Annotated in this window: 16 protein-coding genes, 1 tRNA gene and 2 pseudogenes; 16 read left to right on the forward strand and 3 right to left on the reverse strand. The window is 42.7% G+C overall.

From position 1 onward, the window contains the following. The first annotated feature begins 78 nt into the window (after nt 1-78). Complete coding sequence (locus MKZ26_RS15040; protein ID WP_340766665.1) at nt 79-1062, forward strand: ABC transporter substrate-binding protein; 984 nt, start codon at nt 79-81, stop codon at nt 1060-1062. Beyond that, nucleotides 1062-3026 carry an iron ABC transporter permease gene (locus MKZ26_RS15045; RefSeq protein ID WP_187046255.1) on the forward strand — a complete coding sequence of 655 codons (1965 nt, stop codon included), beginning with the start codon at nt 1062-1064 and terminating at the stop codon, nt 3024-3026. Before MKZ26_RS15040 ends, MKZ26_RS15045 begins: the two co-directional genes overlap by 1 nt. 98 nt (nt 3027-3124) lie before the next feature. On the opposite strand, the gene lepB is transcribed toward MKZ26_RS15045, so the two are convergent. After that, nucleotides 3125-3670, reverse strand: coding sequence for a signal peptidase I (gene lepB / locus MKZ26_RS15050; RefSeq protein WP_340766666.1), 546 nt, complete (start codon nt 3668-3670; stop codon nt 3125-3127). 675 nt (nt 3671-4345) lie between these two features. Between lepB and MKZ26_RS15055 the strand changes: the two are divergent. From MKZ26_RS15055 to MKZ26_RS15065, 3 genes and pseudogenes are all read left to right on the forward strand, one after another. Further along, nucleotides 4346-4672, forward strand: a pseudogene (locus tag MKZ26_RS15055) (hypothetical protein); the annotation flags it as partial. A gap of 99 nt (nt 4673-4771) precedes the next feature. Then, nucleotides 4772-4919: pseudogene (locus MKZ26_RS15060) on the forward strand (cysteine hydrolase); the annotation flags it as partial. Between the two features lie 288 nt (nt 4920-5207). Next, complete coding sequence (locus MKZ26_RS15065; RefSeq protein WP_340766667.1) at nt 5208-6425, forward strand: MFS transporter; 1218 nt, start codon at nt 5208-5210, stop codon at nt 6423-6425. Between the two features lie 184 nt (nt 6426-6609). Here the strand turns inward: MKZ26_RS15065 and MKZ26_RS15070 are convergent, their stop codons facing one another. Beyond that, a complete protein-coding gene (locus MKZ26_RS15070; RefSeq protein ID WP_082786772.1) occupies nt 6610-6783 on the reverse strand; it encodes an aspartyl-phosphate phosphatase Spo0E family protein in 174 nt (57 codons plus the stop codon). Between the two features lie 219 nt (nt 6784-7002). Between MKZ26_RS15070 and MKZ26_RS15075 the strand changes: the two genes are divergently transcribed. The 7 genes from MKZ26_RS15075 to MKZ26_RS15105 all read left to right on the forward strand — a co-directional run bounded on the left by MKZ26_RS15075 (nt 7003) and on the right by MKZ26_RS15105 (nt 12224). Next, complete coding sequence (locus MKZ26_RS15075; RefSeq protein ID WP_340766668.1) at nt 7003-8595, forward strand: putative polysaccharide biosynthesis protein; 1593 nt, start codon at nt 7003-7005, stop codon at nt 8593-8595. A 1-nt stretch (nt 8596) separates the two neighbouring features. After that, entirely contained in the window at nt 8597-10066 is a 1470-nt protein-coding gene (gene mazG, locus MKZ26_RS15080) for a nucleoside triphosphate pyrophosphohydrolase (protein WP_340766669.1), read from the forward strand. Beyond that, entirely contained in the window at nt 10053-10343 is a 291-nt protein-coding gene (locus MKZ26_RS15085; protein WP_187048032.1) for an RNA-binding S4 domain-containing protein, read from the forward strand. Before mazG ends, MKZ26_RS15085 begins: the two co-directional genes overlap by 14 nt. A gap of 88 nt (nt 10344-10431) precedes the next feature. After that, nucleotides 10432-10728 carry a sporulation protein YabP gene (gene yabP, locus MKZ26_RS15090; protein WP_067213728.1) on the forward strand — a complete coding sequence of 99 codons (297 nt, stop codon included), beginning with the start codon at nt 10432-10434 and terminating at the stop codon, nt 10726-10728. Continuing rightward, complete coding sequence (gene yabQ, locus MKZ26_RS15095; RefSeq protein ID WP_338654498.1) at nt 10725-11192, forward strand: spore cortex biosynthesis protein YabQ; 468 nt, start codon at nt 10725-10727, stop codon at nt 11190-11192. The genes yabP and yabQ overlap by 4 nt, the downstream gene beginning before the upstream one ends. Nucleotides 11193-11246: 54 nt before the next feature. Further along, complete coding sequence (locus MKZ26_RS15100; protein WP_338654500.1) at nt 11247-11666, forward strand: FtsB family cell division protein; 420 nt, start codon at nt 11247-11249, stop codon at nt 11664-11666. A 129-nt stretch (nt 11667-11795) separates the two neighbouring features. Beyond that, on the forward strand, nt 11796-12224 hold the full coding sequence (locus tag MKZ26_RS15105) for a S1 domain-containing RNA-binding protein (protein WP_067213725.1): 429 nt from the start codon (nt 11796-11798) through the stop codon (nt 12222-12224). Between the two features lie 437 nt (nt 12225-12661). Here MKZ26_RS15105 and MKZ26_RS15110 read toward each other — a convergent pair. After that, nucleotides 12662-12735 (reverse strand) — tRNA-Met (locus MKZ26_RS15110). Between the two features lie 214 nt (nt 12736-12949). Between MKZ26_RS15110 and MKZ26_RS15115 the strand changes: the two genes are divergently transcribed. The 4 genes from MKZ26_RS15115 to ftsH all read left to right on the forward strand — a co-directional run bounded on the left by MKZ26_RS15115 (nt 12950) and on the right by ftsH (nt 19615). Next, nucleotides 12950-15367, forward strand: coding sequence for a SpoIIE family protein phosphatase (locus MKZ26_RS15115; RefSeq protein ID WP_340766670.1), 2418 nt, complete (start codon nt 12950-12952; stop codon nt 15365-15367). Nucleotides 15368-15454: 87 nt separating this feature from the next. Then, the gene (gene tilS, locus MKZ26_RS15120) at nt 15455-16858 is read left to right on the forward strand and encodes a tRNA lysidine(34) synthetase TilS (RefSeq protein WP_340766671.1); all 1404 of its coding nucleotides are present in this window, start codon (nt 15455-15457) and stop codon (nt 16856-16858) included. A gap of 28 nt (nt 16859-16886) precedes the next feature. Next, the gene (gene hpt, locus MKZ26_RS15125) at nt 16887-17429 is read left to right on the forward strand and encodes a hypoxanthine phosphoribosyltransferase (protein WP_067213722.1); all 543 of its coding nucleotides are present in this window, start codon (nt 16887-16889) and stop codon (nt 17427-17429) included. A gap of 155 nt (nt 17430-17584) precedes the next feature. Further along, nucleotides 17585-19615 carry an ATP-dependent zinc metalloprotease FtsH gene (ftsH, locus tag MKZ26_RS15130; RefSeq protein WP_340766672.1) on the forward strand — a complete coding sequence of 677 codons (2031 nt, stop codon included), beginning with the start codon at nt 17585-17587 and terminating at the stop codon, nt 19613-19615. The last annotated feature ends 33 nt before the right edge of the window (nt 19616-19648 follow it).

Raw genomic sequence — 19648 nt, forward strand, 5'->3', positions numbered from 1 at the left:
TACAAAGCCGTCTAATCAAGTTTAAACTACTAAATGAGAATAATAATCAAGATATAGATAAATGGAGGAATGTTAAGTATGAAGAAGTCTTTAAAATCCCTGCTTATTTTAGCGCTTTTTGCGGTGTTGTTGGTAGGTTGTTCTTCGAAGAAAGAAGATAAAGCTGCAGACAATAAAAAAGTAGAAAATAGTATAACAATTACGGGTGTTAACGGTGAAGTGACGCTTGATAAGCCTGCGAAAAAAATCGTTGTTTTAGAATGGACATATGCGGAAGATTTATTGGCAGTAGGCATTCAGCCTGCTGGGATGGCGGATATACAAGAATATCATGATTGGGTGAATATCGATGCAGAGCTTAGCAAAGACGTAGCAGATGTTGGAGGTCGCCAAGAACCGAATTTGGAGGCGATTGCTGCATTGGAACCGGATTTGATCATCGGTACTAGCTTCCGTCATGATGGGATGATTGCGGATTTAGAGAAAATTGCGCCTACAGTCATTTTTAATCCGTATCCTGAAGATGAAGAAATGGATTTGTATCAAGAAATGATAACAACATTTAACGAGATTGCAAAAGCGGTTGATAAAAAGGATGAAGCGAAACAGGTATTAGCTGACCTGGATGTGAAATATGAAGAAGCGAAAACGACTATCGAAAATGCCGGTTTGAAAACAAAAGATGTTGTCTTAACACTTGCCTATACGGGACCTCAAGCACCTGAAGTTCGTGTATTTACGCCAAACTCAATGGCTTCAATTATGTTAGAGAAAATTGGCTTAAACAACATCCATATTCCAGATCAATTTGAAATTTACGGTTCGAGTACGTATAACGTCGAAGGTCTAACGAAGTATGAGGATGCAAACTATTTGTATATCGTTCAGGCCGACGACAATATTTATGAGAAACAATTAAAAGATAATGCAGTTTGGAAGAACTTGAATTTCGTGAAAGAAGACCGTCTGTATGATCTGGGCGGAGATACTTGGTTATATGGAGGTCCTCTTTCAGCTGAAACACTGCTTAATAAAATTACAAGCACGATGGTAAGTAAGTAATGGCAAGAAAGACTTCAGGAAAACGATCCTTTTTAGTTATGATTATTGGGTTGTTCCTGTTGGTTTTATTATCTTTTATTCACTTAACACAAGGTCAAGCGGATTATACTGTTACCCAATTAGTAAAAGAAGTGTGGACAGAGGGGCGCGTGCAGGACATCGTGCTCTCTCTGCGTCTTCCGCGGTTAATAATCGGGATACTTGCTGGTGGTGCCCTTGCAGTGGCGGGGGCTGTATTGCAGACGTTGACGAACAACCCATTAGCATCTGCAGGCACACTAGGAATTAATGCAGGCGCTTATTTTTTCGTCGTTGTTTCAATGATTTTCTTCCCATCGCTACTCGGGAATTTTCCGTTTATTGTTGCATTGATGGGTGCTGTACTGTCATCCGTTCTCGTTGTAATGCTAGCAGGTAAGCAAATGGAGCCCGTTCGTGTCGCGCTGACAGGAATGATTATTTCGTTATTGTTTGCGTCGATGACAGGTTCTTTGCAACTATTATTCGAAAACCAGACGAACGGTCTCTTTTTATGGGGCTCCGGTACACTTGTTCAATTAAATTGGGACGGTGTATCGTTTGCAGGACCGGTTATCATTGTGTTCTTCGTCCTCGCGTTAGTGTTGGCAAAGCCATTGGATACGTTGTCGCTGGGTGAAGATATTGCATCGTCTCTTGGGCAAAATGTTAGGTTTGTTAAATTACTCGCTTGGGCTGTTGCAATTGTCCTTGCGGCTGCAACAGTAAGTGTAGTCGGCCCAATCGGTTTTATCGGATTAATGGCCCCGCATATTGTTCGGATGCTTGGCGTTCGGGGGCATTTGAACATTCTCCTCCAGTCATTTTTATGGGGAAGTGTCATGCTGATAGGAGCCGATGTGTTGGGGCGATTGGTTCAACCTGGACAAGAAGTACCGGTTGGTGCAATGACAGCGTTGATCGGCGGACCGTGGCTGTTGTACTTGGCATGGAAAACTGCAAAAACGCATAGTCGGGGCGACCGTCAAATGGGCGGTACATTGAAACCAGTGAAACTATCGGTTGTCATTACAATCGTTGTCGCACTTATTGTTGTTATTATTTCATTGGCTTTATCATTCAATGGCACTGCATGGACGACCGAATGGTTGAAACCTGTTGTGTGGAATTTCCGAGTCCCGCGCGTGTTAACGGCGTTCATCGTCGGGGTTATGCTTGCAGTTGCGGGGGTATTATTGCAGGGGGTATTACGAAATCCATTGGCGGATGCAAGTATTTTAGGTGTTACATCAATGGGTGGTGCCGGGGCGATGATGCTTCTCGTGTTATTTCCTGCCATTCCGATCAAATATATGCCGCTAGGTGCAGTCGTGGGAGCTGCCATTGCACTCGGTATAATTTTAGGGACGTCATGGAAAAACAATTTCCAACCGATGCTTGTAGCACTTATGGGAATTGCGATTTCTGCATTCGGCTCGGCCGCCACACAAGTGTTTGTCGTGAAAGCGAAACTCGCCGTAGCGGCTGCGCTCGTCTGGTTGTCGGGAAGTACGTACGCAAAAGGATGGGACGATGTACAGCTAGCCTTGTTGCTATTTGCGTTGTTCATCGGTCCGGCCATTTTCTTGACACGCAGTTTGGATACGTTGACGTTCGGTGATGATGTGGCGGCGGGTCTTGGACTTTCAGTAAAGTCGACCCGTGTTTGGGCATTGATCGTTGGTGTCGCGATAAGTACGGCAGCCGTTTCAATTGTAGGGACGATTGGCTTTGTCGGGCTCGTAGCACCTCATATTGCACGTAGATTGGTCGGTTTCCGTCATCTGCCTTTGCTTGCCGTATCTGGATTATTAGGCGGACTGCTTCTTGTCACAGCAGATTTTGTCGGAAGGATTCTTATTGCTCCGAAAGATATTCCGAGTGGTCTGATTGTAGCGCTGATTGGCACGCCATATTTGCTTTACCTTCTTCGGAAAATGAAATGAAAAGCGAGTCGCCACTGGCGACTCGCTTTTCATTTTGATATATATAAAACCCATTAAAATCAATCATTCTCCAAAAAAGGAGTCCTTCAAGTATATACTTATTTCGGTATACTGATTTCCGTGAATGGGTAAATCCGCAGTTTCACTTCACCAATGACAGCATCCTCAGAAATGAATCCGAAATATCGACTGTCATTACTCTTTAAGCGATGATCGCCAAGTACAAAAAAAGCGCCTTCAGGTACTTCCTCTTGCCCTGTAATTTCCGCTAACGTGAAATCTCCAGTTATCCGATCCGTGATTGGATCTCCATCAATACGCTTAGCATAAGGCTCATCATACACACTTCCATTAACGTACAATATGTCATCAATCATCTCAATACGATCTCCGGGTACTCCGATGACCCTTTTAATGTATTTATCTGTTGCATTCGGGGCATTAAAAACAATCAAATCGAATCTGTCAATCATGCTCACTTTACTCACAATAACACGGTTATTATCTTCGAAGGTCGGCAACATGGATTCTCCTTGCACCTTCGTTGGTACAAATAAAAACTGGTAACAGATAAAAACAATTGCAGATGCAAATAATAGTGATTGTATCCAAGAAAACAACTCACTTTTCACAGCTTTCTCCAATCATATCTCCCCTTCCGATTAACGTCTTTATCTATTAGTGTACAAGACGGGACCCATTATTAATACTTTAAACATGAATTTTACCCACTATAAGTAAATTTAGGGTGATGATTAGGGGGATACATACCTATGTAGGAAGTAGATAATTGAAGAAGGATTTAATAGTTAATGGATTTCACTTGGATTATATAAAGGGAATTTGAAACATTGGAACAAATTGAACGTCTAAATATGTTGACATAAAAAATCCACTCAACAACGCTCGGCGCTAGGGGATGCCTCCCGCAATAAGCCAGACAGAAAACCGCTGTCAGTCTTATTGCTTCGGCTACCCCTATGAGGCGCCTTCGCTGGAGATTATATAGAATCATTAGTTCAACATATATACTATATTTTTTGTAATAAATATTCCCTTTTTAAATCCGCTTCGGCGACTCCTTTAAAGGCTTCAAAACTATAATCTATATTGTGTATCTTTCTAGCAATTTTCTGTATAACGATCTTTTGGAGTTTGAGTTATTTTTTTGTATATTCGGCGGGGAGCCGTGGGACATAAATATTAATAGTGCCTGTTCAACTTAAAAGTAAGCTAAACAAGCAGAATCTAACTATGCAAAAAGGAGAATGATTTTATTGAAACCTATTATAAAGGCTGGATTTATAATTGTAATCTGCATGTGGCTTGTAGCGTGTGGAAACAGCGTACAAGTGGGACATAAAAGCGGAGAGATTTTTACACCACATGAAACTGACATTGTTCAAGTAGGAAGTGATGTAGAGAACTTGGAAGTTATGGATCAATTTGTAGAGGATTCAAAGAATGAAATGGAAAGAGAAGTTCGCTATGTAGTTTTTGAAAACGAAAGCGCTGATCCCACAGCAGTTTATACGTTAAAAGCTCGTAAAGACTTGGAAGCTGGACAAAGTTGGGTTGAGATATCACGGGACTGGAACTATGATGCAGAGGGTCATGACCTTATTGAGCCGCAACAGTGTAGCAGCGTGTCCAAGGATATAGAACGAGGTGCATTTTATCTGAATGAATGCTTCCATACGTGGGAGATTAAACTTATGCCCATTGGTGAAAGTAATAACAATACCTCAGATGCCACAGCCGCCTTTGGAAAGATGGATCAAAATGATACCTATTATGATACAGAAACTGTACATACTATATCGCCTAGCGACACTACATGGTGAATTTGCGACAATACTTACACTAGAGCAAGTCCTAAAAAAGTATTTATAGCATTTTTCTTTGACTACTGTGAAAGTTAAACTTTGTGGGTACATTAGCTTTATGGATTTTGTGAATAATATTCTGAAAATTCGTATTCAAACATATCAAATTGACGTATAATAGAGTTATATAACTCATTCTTACTACCTCTATAAACATTATTATATTGTAGCATTTTTTGCATTTTGCATTTTGTATTTTGTGTTGTAAAACAATAGATTTTAGGAGGTATTTGTCGAGTGTAAAACTACCCTGTACTAATCAGAATTAAATTTTGATTGTAAAGGGGTAGTAAGAATGAAGAGTGCATCTTTCCGTTTTCTTTGGATTGGCCAATCAATGGCCAATTTGGGTGATATTTTTTATATTGTGGGGCTCATTTCAATTTTATATGCTTCGACAGAGTCACCATTTATATTGGCATTGGTACCATTTCTCAGTATGTTTGGTCGTTTTATTAGCGGGATGATTTCCCCGCTACTGTTAAATCGATATCCATTAAAGACCCTGCTTGTTCATTCGCAAGTAAGTAAGACATTATTATTGTGGTTGCTAGCGCTTATCTTAGTATTTCACATAACGTCGAGCATACTCGTTATAATAAGTTTCGTATTTACAATTGCATTCTTAGACGGTTGGGCAGCACCAGCAAGCCAAGCAATGTTACCGCGCTTGGTTCCCAAAAACGAACTTGTGAAAGCCAATAGCTACTTCTCCATCATTTACGAAACAGTAAATTTAGGTGGCTGGGCAATTGGCGGTCTGCTTGTTGCATTTTTAAGCGGTCAAGATGTCATTTTAATCACGTTGGCATTGTATCTGGTTGCTACTTTACTGATGACTAAAATTGTTGATCCAACCGAGTTTTACAGGAAATTTTCCGAAGGTCGTCAAAGCGGTGAGCTAAAAGAAGGTTGGCAAATCGTTTGGAGAAACCCGTTGTATAAGAGTCTTTATGTGATCATCGCATTTGAAGCAGTCGCAAATGTTGTATGGATTGCTTCTATACTCTACGTCTTCGTGGCTGAAATTCTTGGTGAGAATGAGTCTTGGTGGGGATATATTAATACATCGTTCTTTTTAGGAATGGTCGTCGGTGGGATTATATGCTCACGTTTTACCATGGTATTTGAGAAAAACTTAAAGTATGTTTTGATTACTTTTTCCTTTGGAATCAGTATCCTGACACTTCTTTTCGGTTTAACGACAATTGCTTGGCTGTCTCTTGTCCTTATGGGACTCATTGGGGTTTTTCAACAACTAAAAGCAATTGCTGCAAACACATTTCTTCAAAAATCAGCCAGTCCCGAAGAACTCCCAAAAATTTATGCTGTAGAGAGTTCGCTGGTGTCGTTATTATTTGCAGTTTCCTCTTTACTGTTTGGCGCACTTGCCGAAATATGGGATGTGCAAATTACTTTTATAATTTCAGCAATATTGTTAGGAATAGCAGCAATATATGCTGTGATTCGCCATCGTCATTTTTCTGTAAAGGAATCAATGATCAATCAGTAATGGTGAAAAGTGCAAAAAGGAGCTAAAACCATAGCGGTTTATAGCTCCTTTTGCCGTGTTATATAGTGAAGTATTGAACCCAGTGTAGGCGCCTTACAGGGGTAGCCAAAGCGTTATTCAGTGGAATCATTTAGTCAGCTCGTATAGTTGACTATTTGTGTTCAGAAGACGACACATCATTAGGTCATTGTATAGCCCGGATCCCCTGATATCGATTCAATAAGGTGTCCAGCTCTTGGCTACGTGCAACGACAACCGGATGACTCAAACCAAAATGCTTTGCCGTCGCGTACATATCATTTCTTTTTAATTTTATTAATACGGATAGAACACGCTTTTTAGGAATTGTTTTTACCATCCTTTGTCCCCTCCTATTTACCTTTTTTTATCATTCTATTCTTTGATATAATTTAACAGTTAAATGTTTACAAAAACTTATACCTATGTCTTTCCCATAACGTTGTACAATTAAACCTCTTATTAATTTAAATTAGAATACTCGATGTTATCCTGAATATCGTCATTATTCGTTCATGATATAATGGGTGTACTATGTACGAAAGAAAGAGGCACGATTATGGCGCAACAATGGGACATGAAAACGTTTATGAAAGGTGCGTCGATTCTGACCATCTCTGCAATCATTGTGAAATTACTTGGGGCAGTCTATCGAGTTCCGTTCCAAAACCTTGTCGGTGACAAAGGGTTTTATATTTATCAGCAAGTGTATCCGTTCATTGGCATTTTTATTGTCTGGACGTCGTACGGTTTTGCCGTGGCGGTATCGAAACTGCTTGCGGGAAGTACGAGTCGCGGTGAAGCAAAAGCGATGATGCGTGTGGCATTTACCTATCTACTTTTATTATCAGTGGCCTTTTTTGCTCTATTAACTATTTTTGCGCCATTTTTCGCGCGCTCCATGGGTGATGTTGAGCTCGTACCTCTCCTGCGGGCTGGCGCGTATATTGTTTTACTGATGCCGGCATTAGCGGTTTTGAAGGGTTCATTTCAATCGGAAGGTCGGATGGTACCTGTTGCGGTTTCAGGCGTTGGTGAGCAGGCTTTCCGTGTAACGGTCATTCTCATAGGTACATGGATTGCGGTGCGGTCAGGTGCTTCTCTCTACGTGGCAGGTGAGGTAGCGATGTGGGGGGCGGTTGTCGGGGAAGGTGCTGGCGTTATTATACTTGCACTCTATTTTCGGAATACGTTCAAAGGACCATTAGAAAAAGTGGACACGTGGCGAGTGGTGAAAGAATTGACTGTTGTCAGTTTAGGGGTCAGCGCAAGTTCACTTATTCTCCTGATGTTTCAATTGGCCGATTCATTTACAATCTATAATATCCTGCTATCTAATGGTTTTGCGGCGGATGCAGCCATGGTGATGAAAGGTGTCTACGATCGTGGGCAACCGCTCGTACAAATGGGGATTCTAATTGCTTCGACATTAGCGCTCGCGATTGTTCCGCTTATCGCTCATCATTCGGCAAAAAAAGCGGGACGAGGGGCATTACCGTTTATCCGGCTAACGTTCCGAACCGCTTTCCTATTCGGTTGGGCTGCAGCGGCAGGGCTTGCACTTGTTTTGCCTTATGTGAATGAAATGCTGTTTGAAACGCGTGATGGTTCTGTAGCCCTCATTATTTTCTCGTTACAAATTCTCTGGTTATCGCTTATTTTACCGTTAACAGCGATGCTTCAAGGTGCGGGGAAAGTTAAAGTACCAACGCTCCTGCTTATCGGTGGGTTGGTTATAAAAATCTTCGCAAATCAACTTCTGGTTCCTCTATGGAATGTTACGGGAGCGGCGATTGCGGGCAATATCGGTTTCGCAGTAATTACGTTTGGGTTACTGCTTTACTTTAAAACAGTATGGCCAATTCGCCTTGCACCAACACGTTTTTACGGATGGGTGATAGGGGCAACTACTCTCATGATTGCGGTTGTTTTACCGTGGATGCTCATTGCAGACGGGTTTTTATTTGACCAGTTACCGGGTCGGATTGAGGCGACACTTATCGCATTAACATCTGTTTCGGTGGGAGCGGTTGTTTTCCTTTTCGTCATTATGAAATCACGTATAATGGCAGAGAAGGAATGGTTTCTTCTGCCATTCGGTAAACGTTTAGCTACATTGCAATTACGACTTATTAAAAGAAAAGGTGAATAGTATGCATCAGTTAACAATTATTGGTCTCGGCGCGGGTGATCTTGACCAATTGGCGCTAGGGACATATCGAAAGTTGAAAGAAGCGAAATATATTGTCGCGCGTACGGACCAGCACCCTGCTGTCGCTGAATTAAGAGCGGAAGGCATTGTTCTAATGAGCTTCGATGAAATTTATGAAAAACACGACTCGTTCGAGCATGTATATGATGAAATCGTAGAACAGCTGCTCCTTATGTGTGCACAACAACCAGTGACCTATGTAGTACCGGGACATCCGCTTGTTGCGGAACGGACAGTCCAATTATTAGTCGAGAAAGAACGCGAAGGTTTAATCCAAATGGAAATTGCGGGGGGGAATAGTTTTCTTGACCCGATTTTTGCAGCGTTGCGCATCGATCCGATTGAAGGATTTCAACTACTCGATGGTACGGATATGAAACGCGATGATGTCCAGATGAAGCAACATATTCTAATTGGACAAGTGTATGATGCGTTCGTGGCATCTGAAGTGAAACTGTCATTAATGGAGAAGTACGCCTACGACCATCCAGTGACGGTTGTAACGGCGGCAGGTTCTACGGGAGAACAATTGATTACAGTTCCGCTATTTGAACTGGACCGTGTCACTGAAATTAATAATTTGACTACCGTTTATGTACCGCCTGTAGTTGAAAGAGAAGCGCGATTGAAAGATTGGTCGACGTTCAGGGAAATCATCGCTGCACTGCGCGCTCCGGACGGGTGCCCATGGGATCGTGAACAGACGCATGCATCGTTGAAGCGGTATTTGCTTGAAGAAGCACATGAACTGCTTGAGGCGATCGATAATGAAGATGACGACGCAGTGATTGAAGAGCTTGGTGATGTACTGTTACAAGTATTCCTTCATGCTCAAATTGGCGAAGACGACGGTTATTTTGCCATGGAAGACGTGCTTCAATCGGTAGGATCGAAAATGATTCGTCGCCACCCGCATGTTTTTGGAGATAAAAGCGTGGTAAATTCAGAAGAAGTTCTGCAAAATTGGCAAGAAATCAAGCAACAGGAAAAACCGCAAGCCGACTCACTCTTGGAAGGTCAAGAACGTCCTTCTTCATCACTTTTAACGTCACTTAATTATCAAAAAGAGGCGGCAAAGGTTGGGTTTGATTGGCCAACGATTGACGGTGCTTTAGAAAAATTTGATGAAGAATGGCTGGAGTTCCGTAAAGAACTAGAGAGTGGTACGAAATACAGTCAAATGGACGAGCTAGGTGACGTTCTGTTCACAATCGTTAACATTTCACGCTTCCTCAAGTTATCTCCAGAAGAAGCAATGGTCCATGCAAATCAAAAGTTCAACAGACGGTTTTCATTTGTCGAAAAGAGTGTGAAAGATGGACAAGGCAAGTTTACTGACTATACACTTGATGAACTTGAAGAGTTTTGGAAACTAGCAAAAAAAGGGGAAGATAATGATGAGACTCGATAAATTTTTGAAAGTATCTCGACTAATTAAAAGACGGACACTCGCAAAACAAGTAGCTGATCAAGGGCGTATAACAATAAATGAAAAAGTGGCAAAAGCGTCATCGGTTGTAAAAGAAAGCGATGAATTGGCCATCCGTTTCGGTCAGAAGATTGTAACGGTAAAAATCAACATGCTGAAAGAGACGACGAAAAAAGACGATGCAGCCTCAATGTACACGATTTTGAAGGAAGAGAAGCTTGAAAAAGTGGAACCAGAATTCATGGATGATGAAGACTGAACAACATGACAGGGAATTTTCCTGTCATGTTTTTTTATGTCCTAGCATAAGATAGCTGTGAACGTACAAGCAAAGGGGGAAGCATATAATGCAATTTCAAACTGATAGTCCTACGTACGCAATTCCATCAGGAGACCATGTCGTCACTATGCGCAACAGAAAACGGATGGATCTCACGTCTGTAAAATCAATCGACCGCTTCGATCAGGAAGAATTTCTCGTTCGAACATCGCAAGGATTATTGCAAATCCGGGGAGAGGAACTGCGCATTGTTCATCTCGATGTCGATAAAGGGCTTCTAACGCTAGAAGGAACGGTCGGCACTATTCAATACGATGAAGAAGAATCAGGTTCAAAAGGTTTCCTCCATAAATTGTTTGGATGAGTCTATCCGTTCAATTTCTTAGCCTGCTTGCCATGATTGGGACGGGCATTGTTGCTGGGGCATTCATGGACATGATTGGAACAAGTACCGCGCACGCCGGGAAGAAATCGATTATTCGAAAGCGTGCGGTTTGGCTTGAAGTCATTGGATGGGTACTCGTCGGATGTTGGACGTTTTACATCCTTTATCTCGTCAGGGATGGGGCGTGGCGGATATATGATCCAGTTGCACAGATTAGTGGAATGTTGCTATACGTAACTATTTTTTATAAGCCGTTCCGATTTTTCGGGAGGATCTTGTTGGTGTTGTTAATAAAGCCGCTCTTGTTCCTCGTGCGTCTGATTGTATCTATTATCAGTCTAGTCATTCGTTTTATTGTGAAAGTCTTTGCAGTCCTCTTTACACCATTTGTTAAAATATTCCGTATCATTTCCGGAAAACTCTTTAAAAGAAGGGTGAAATGATATATAATTTATGGACTAACAAATTGTAGTGTGTGAAGAGGGGAAGTGCAGGACGTGGAACAGAAACAGCAGAGGAAATCGTCCGAAAGGGTCGCATCGATTCAAACTGAATATGTCCGCTCACTTCAAAAGAAAGAGACTAGGAAGAATGCGCGGAAAGTCCGTTTATACCGTAGACTGGCTGTTTTTGCTATTGCGGCAGCCGTTATTCTAGGTGGTCTGACGAATATGTTCATCAATCAGAAACAGACGTTGGCAGCGAAAGAGTTGCAAAAAGTCGAGGTGCTGGCCCAGCTTGAAGGGGTGCAGGAAGAACAAGAAATGCTAAAAAGACAACTTGTGAAATTGAATGATGATGACTATATCGCAAAACTCGCACGCAAGGAATATTTCTTGTCTGAAAAGAGCGAAATCATTTTTTCAATACCCGAAAACAAGAAAAAAACAGATGAACAAGACAAAGGAAAAGAGTAGTCTTATTGACACTCTTTTTTTATTGGCTATAATGGAAGTAAGGATCCTGCAATTTGCAGGGCTCATTAATACGGTTGCAAGGCTCCCAGCGCGGGGCCCGCTTAAATTTTAAGGAGGAGCATTTTTTTTATGTCAATTGAAGTAGGCAGCAAGCTAGAGGGTAAAGTAACAGGAATCACAAACTTCGGGGCGTTTGTTGAGCTACCGAATGGCTCAACAGGCCTGGTCCATATCAGTGAAGTGGCGGACAATTATGTCAAGGACATCAACGATCATTTTAAAGTCGGTGACATGGTTGAAGTGAAAGTGATGAACGTCGGTGCAGATGGTAAAATTGGGTTATCGATTAGAAAAGCGAAACCTGAATCTGAACAGCGTCCAGAACGTCCTCAGCGCCCGCAACGTCCGCGTCAAGGTGGTGGCCGTCCTGCTATGGATCGCCCAGAGAACTTTGAACAAAAAATGGCAAAGTTCATGAAAGATAGCGAAGAGCGTCTCTCTACTTTGAAAAGAGCGACAGAATCGAAACGCGGTGGCCGTGGCGCAAGCAGAGGGTAACTTGCTAGCTGTTTCAATTCATGAAAAAGTGTACGAATAGTATGAAGAAAAGCAGTGAACAAATTGTTCGCTGTTTTTTTGTGCGGAGAATTGTCATGGTAAATGGCGAAACTGTGATGGAAATCGTGAATTGTCATGGCAAACGGTGAAACTGTAACGGCAATCGTCTGAACTGTCATGGCAAATGGCGAAACTGTGATGGCAATCGCGAATTGTCATGGTAAATGGTGAAATTGTGACGGCAATCGTCTGAACTGTCATGGCAAACAACGAAACTATCACGGGAAATCACATAAACCGTCACAGCTCCCCAAACAATCGCGCATTTTTTCATTGCAAAAAAAAGCAGTTCCTACATCGTGAATTCACGATGTAGGAACTGCTTTTTTAGTAATTTATTGTCCAGCTCCTGGACGTTTGTATCTGCATTTCATAAATGGCGGCAGAGGGGATCGAACCCCCGACCTCACGGGTATGAACCGTACGCTCTAGCCAGCTGAGCTACGCCGCCTTTGTATATTCTAGTTAGCACTTGTTGCCGCTTGATCAGAACAACAATACTTATAATACAAGTGAATCAATGCAGTGTCAACCCGTCTTAGGAAAAAAGAAAAAACAGTTCGGAATGAGTCGAAACATTTTGTTTTCTTGTTGTCATGAACAGACAATTTCTTTCCATCTGCCTATGTATACTCAAGGCATAGCAGACATAGGGGGAATGAGGAATGAAACTAATTGATCATTTAGCACGTCCAGTGGGCCATCCAATTGGTATGTATGTCGAGATGATTGGAAAACGAAAAATGCACATTTTAGTTGCGACTCTATTCTTGTTTGGATCTTTTTTCTTGTCGCAAGCCGTATTGTTCGATGCAGCGGTTCCTTTTTTCTTGCCAGTGTGGGCACTTGCACGGGCTCGCTTCAGAAAGCATCTCATATGGGTGTTCATTGGTGGGATGTTTGGAAGTGCATTCCTTGGTCTTGGACAGGCTGTTATCCATCTATTGATGCTCGCGTTATTTAATGCGGTTATTAAATATCCGCTCATGCGAAAATCAGTACCGCTAACAGTAGCGGGATGCATTATCGTTGTTCAAGTGTCGTGGCAATTCATTATGCATATCGGGCAACCACCAGTAAATGTTCAATTATATATTGGCTTTGAAGCAGTTCTTGCTTTGTTCATGACTTTTTTCCTCTTTGTTGCTTTTCCTGCCGCAGATCGAATCTTCTTTGGTAAATGGACACCTGAACGTCTTGGAGCGGCTTGCCTTGTCGGTGCGTTGGCTACAACTGGCATGAGTGGACTTATGCTAGGTCCTGTTTCGGTTTCAGGTACGCTCATTCATCTGACAATCTTGCTTGCGGCGCTTGTGGGGGGGCTTCCATTTTCAACAACAATCGCAATGATCATCGCTGCTATTGTGGGGGTGGCAGAATTGTCCTTCACCGGAATGATGGCGGTGTATGGTATGACTGGATTTTTTGCAGGCACACTCCGCCGTTTCGGGAAAATTGGCATCGTGTTAGGAGGGGCCTCTGTATCGGGATTTTTCCTAATGTATGATCTGACCTTGCCTCTTGATACTTCACACTTTATAACACTCGCAACCGCGACGATTATTTTTTTACTGATCCCTTCGAAAAAACTAGAGTCGATTAAACGCATTTTTTATCCGGAGAATACAGAGACTACTGACAAACAACAAAAATGGTTAGCAGAGCGGCTCGATGAACAACTAGCTGATTTCAAAAAGTTCTCTGAATTTATGTCGACGCTTGTTGGCGACCGATCTTCCCCCCACGATAATGCAGATGTATTACCTCAGCAGGTTATACCAAAAACTTGCCAGTCTTGTTTCCGTTATGCCAAGTGCTGGGAAGGTGCAGATAATGATATGGGTGGGCTTCTTAGTGAGTGGGAAATGACCTATTCTATGACGAAAAAAGCTAAGCGTCATCGTGTTGAGGAGAAGATTAAATATAAGTGCGTCCGATTCAATGGATTAGTTACGGAACTTGAAGAACAAGCTGCCAGTCGTTTATTGACGGGACAACTTCAGCATGGACGAAAAATGCTTGCCCTCCAGTTGCGTGATATGAGCACCCATCTGGACAAAATCATGAATGAAGTAAAAGAAGATTTGACTGTTTATAAGCCTGCCGAGGAAGATTTGGCAAAACGGCTCCAAGAGAAAGGGATTGAGTACTTCCAGATTGATGTTTTACCAGGAGAGAGGGGTGCGCGTCGCATCATCTGCTGTATTCCTGAGAAAAGATCTGATTTTGAAACGGATACGACAGTTGCCGAAAGGTTTATACTACCAATTCTTGAAGAAATGTACGATGAGCCGTTCAGGGTCGCCAAATCTGCCGTTTTACAGGACCCTTTTCCACATATACAACTAACGTTTGGTTCGGCAGTTCGTTTTACCCTTGATTATGGTATCGCGGCAACAGCAGGCGGCGAAACCTTTCACGCAGGTGATGCATATGAAGTGTTCCCAATTCATGAAGGGTTGACGGCGGTTTTGTTGTCGGATGGAATGGGCCAGGATTTAAATGCATATCGTGAGAGTCGAAAGGTAATTCGTTTAATGCGAGAATGTTTGGACCGGAAAATGGATCCTGAAACAGCCATGCATACGTTGCATTATATGATGTCATTGAATGGGCTTGATGATATGTACGCTACGCTTGATCTGGCACTCGTAGATTTGCAAGATGGTCGCATTTGGTCTTGGAAGGCCGGATCGATGAGCACATATATTAAACGCGGTGACGACTTTTTAAGACTGGATAGCAAATCGGTCCCCGTCGGTTTTCTTCCATCCTTTTCTGTGGAGGCAAAAAAAGAAGAGTTGAAGTCAGGAGACATTATACTTATGTTAACGGACGGGATTTTTAATGGGGATATCCCGCTTGAGAAGCAAGAGAGGTCGTTGTACAGTACGCTTGAAAAATATGGAGGATTCGAATGTGACAAAATTGCAGACCGTATTATGCATGAAATGGAGCGGAAGTTTGGTGTGATTGGAGACGATCGTACTGTGTTAGTTATGAAAATCGATCATGTTCTGCCGAAGTGGTCAAGTTTCACACCCTATTCACAAACTATTTCCCGGGAAAGGGTCATCGGATGAATATGTAAGTAAGTGAGTCCCCTCCTTTAGATATTCTATGGTAAAATTCGAGTAAGAATAAATTAGAAAAGAGGAGGGAGCGGAGCAATGGATAAATTTAAACAGACGATATTCCGTTTTATCAAGGAATGGTCACTCATCGCTCCGGGGGACCGTATTTTAATCGCCTGTTCGGGCGGAGTAGATTCGGTAGCGCTTTTACATTTCATGGCTTCAAATCAAGACAGCATGGAGATTGAAGTTGCCGCAATTCACGTCGATCATAATTTGCGCGGAGAAGAGTCCGCGGCAGACGGCACATTTGTGGCAAGGCTGTGTGAAGTGTATGGGGTTCCTTTTTTTGGTGGAAGTGTCCCGGTTCCGGCTATTATTGAGAAAGACGGTGGCAATGTGCAAGCTGTCTGCCGAAATGGACGGTATGCATTTTTCGAGGAGATCATGACAAAGCATGGTTATGATGTTTTAGCAACGGCACATCACGCAGAAGATCAGTTGGAAACGGTATTGATGCAAGTAACGAAAGGCAGTCAGCCATTGGGGATGTCGGTGAAGCGTGAAGTTGAAGGTGGAATTCTTATTCGACCTTTCCTTCCGGCTATGAAAGCGAACCTCTATTCATATGTTGGAGAGCATGAATTACATTTTCGAGAAGATCCAAGTAATGAAAGTGATGCCTATCTGCGTAATCGTTACCGTCACAAAATCGTTCCGTTTATTCTGGATGAAAACCCGGGAGCTGCTGAAAATGCAGTGAGAATGTCTGGTTATCTACAGGAAGATGAAGAATTGCTTGAAATGCTGGCGCAGGAACGTTTTGATGAAATTACTAAGTTCACAGAAGCGGGCCTGCCTGTCGTCGACGGAAATGCTTTTTCCCGCATGCACCAAACTTTACAAAGGCGGATAATTACACTACTATTGAGGTATCTTTACAATGGGGAAATTATGCCCGTAAAATATAATTCCGCGCTTATAAGTCAACTGTTACACCATCTATCTTCGCAAGACGGGAATGTATCCATTCACCTTCCACGCGGTTACCGATTCATTCGGGAATACGGCGTGCTGACGTTCGTTCGTGATACATCAATTGAAGAAGTGGAGTTGCAAAAAGTGTTGCCGAAAGGCGTTTGGACCCGTTGGGGAAATGATTTTCAGCTTTATTGGAATGAAGTGAGTAATCTCGATACAGAGTTATTCATGGATACTGATGACATCATGTATTTTGACTTGCCTCACTCTGCACTTCCCTTGTCTATCAGGAGAAGAGAGGATGGGGATCGAATCTTGTTGCCGGGGATGACACACCCGAAACGTTTATCCAGGTTGTTTATCGACGAGAAGGTTGGCATGACAGAACGCGACCGATTGCCGGTAATCATTACAGCGCAAGGTGAAATTTGTGCAGTTCCAGGAGTGCGGTACGGAGTGATATTTTCACGACACAAGACAGATCAAAGTAAGTACATAGTTAGTACAAGAAAGTTATAATGATCTGTATGAAAGAGGAGGAATTTCGATGTTGGGGAAAGATATCGAAGAGGTACTAATTACAGAAGAACAGATTCAAGAGAAAATCCGTGAACTTGGTGCGGTATTGACAGAAGAATACCAAGACAAGTATGTACTAGCGATTGGTGTGCTTAAAGGTGGATTACCTTTCATGAGTGACCTTATTAAGCGTATCGATGCTTATATCGAACTCGATTTCATGGATGTTTCAAGTTACGGAAATGCAACAGTGTCATCAGGGGAAGTTAAAATCGTCAAAGACTTGAACACAAGTGTTGAAGGACGCGATGTACTCATTATTGAAGATATTATCGATAGCGGAAAAACATTAAGTTACCTTGTCGAACTGATGAAATACCGAAAAGCGAATTCTATTAAAATTGTTACTCTCCTTGATAAGCCAACTGGTCGAAAAGTAGACTTAAAAGCGGATTACGTTGGTTTCGACGTACCGGATGCGTTTGTTGTAGGCTACGGCCTTGATTATATGGAGAAATACAGAAACTTACCTTATATTGGTGTTCTGAAAAAGGAAATCTATTCTTTCTAAACAATTGCAGGAAAATCTTTTAAGGGTCGTGGAATTCTACATTGATGATAAGAGGCGCTTGCGCTTTTCCGTCAAGGCATTTCCTTTGTAGGATGAATCAGACCTGTGATAAGATTTACACTAGTTTTCTGTCTAATGAAATGAGGAGGCTTGGGATGAATCGAATACTTCGATACTTTCTATTATACGGACTGATATTTCTTGCAATCATGGGGATATTTAGTTCACTAAACAATACAAACCCGAAACAGAAAGAGATTCGGTATGACGAATTTATTACTGCGTTGGAAGATGGAAAAGTAACAACAGTAAGTTTACAGCCAGTTCAACTTGTCCTTAATGTGAAGGGCACAATGAAAGGCTATAAAGAAGGCGAAGAGTTCGTCACGAATATTATGAACGATACCAAGACGCAGGAAGATATCCGTACACTTGCTACGCAAACTCAAACGGAAATCAACATCTTGCCGACTCCAGTTGCGAGCGCGTGGGTATCCTTCTTCACGGGTCTTCTACCGTTCATCATCATCTTCATCTTGTTCTTCTTCCTGTTAAATCAGGCGCAAGGCGGAGGAGGCGGCGGTGGCCGTGTTATGAACTTCGGTAAGAGTAAGGCGAAGCTTCATACAGACGACCGCAAAAAAGTTCGTTTCACGGATGTTGCTGGTGCTGACGAAGAAAAAGCTGAACTTGTGGAAGTTGTTGACTTCCTGAAAGATTCACGTAAATTCGTTGAAGTTGGCGCGCGTATTCCGAGAGGGATCTTGTTAGTTGGACCTCCTGGTACGGGTAAAACGTTGTTAGCGCGTGCGGTTGCAGGTGAAGCGGGTGTACCGTTCTTCTCGATCTCAGGTTCTGATTTCGTTGAAATGTTCGTTGGAGTTGGGGCATCACGTGTACGTGACCTTTTCGAAAACGCTAAAAAGAACGCACCATGTATTATTTTCATCGATGAAATCGATGCGGTCGGTCGTCAACGTGGCGCAGGCCTCGGCGGTGGACACGATGAACGCGAACAAACATTGAACCAACTCCTTGTTGAAATGGATGGTTTCGGTGAGAACGAAGGGGTTATCATTGTTGCGGCAACAAACCGCCCTGATATTCTTGACCCTGCACTTCTGCGCCCAGGACGTTTTGACCGTCAGATTACAGTTGGTCGTCCGGATGTAAAAGGAAGAGAAGCAGTTCTTCAAGTTCATGCGCGCAATAAGCCGCTTGACGACACTGTCAACTTGAAGGCACTTGCACAACGTACACCTGGATTCTCGGGTGCAGATCTTGAAAACTTATTGAACGAGGCAGCACTTGTTGCTGCAAGACGCGATAAAACGAAAATCGATATGTCAGACATCGACGAAGCAACGGACCGTGTTATTGCGGGACCTGCGAAGACGAGTCGCGTCATTTCGAAAAAAGAACGCGATATTGTAGCGTTCCATGAAGCGGGTCACGTAGTTGTAGGGCTAATGCTCGATGACGCTGAAATCGTTCATAAAGTAACAATCGTCCCTCGCGGACAGGCGGGCGGTTATGCCGTCATGCTTCCGAAAGAGGATCGTTACTTCATGACGAAACCTGAACTTCTCGATAAAATCGCAGGACTTCTTGGTGGTCGTGTTGCAGAGGAAATCGTTCTTGGCGAAGTTTCAACTGGAGCTCACAATGACTTCCAGCGTGCAACTGGTCTCGCGCGTTCGATGGTAACTGAATACGGAATGAGTGATAAACTCGGACCAATGCAGTTCGGTCAGGCTCAAGGGCAAGTATTCCTTGGACGCGACTTCAACTCTGAACAGAACTATTCTGAAGCGATTGCGTATGAAATCGACCAAGAAATGCAACGTATCATTAAAGAACAATATGCGCGTACGAAAGAAATTCTTTCGAGTAAACGCGAGTTGCTTGATCTGATTGCAACGACACTTCTTGAAGTGGAAACACTCGATGCAGAGCAAATTAATCATCTGAAAGATCACGGCACATTGCCTGATCGCCCATATGGCCGTTATGGCTTGGACAATAAAGATGAAGCGGTTAAGAGTGTGGATATTTCGAAAGAAGGAGATGACACAGTCATTTCTGATGCAACTGGTGCGCCTACGGACCCAGCTATCGGTGATTTACCGAAAGAGTATAAAGTGGACGAAGCTCTTAAATCAATTAACGAAGAACGCAAAGACTGAACACCTAATAAGAGCTGACTGTTTCTTTTGAAG

Origin of the sequence: Sporosarcina sp. FSL K6-6792 (assembly GCF_038004885.1) — a bacterium.
In the GTDB taxonomy this organism is placed as follows: Bacteria; Bacillota; Bacilli; order Bacillales_A; family Planococcaceae; genus Sporosarcina; species Sporosarcina psychrophila.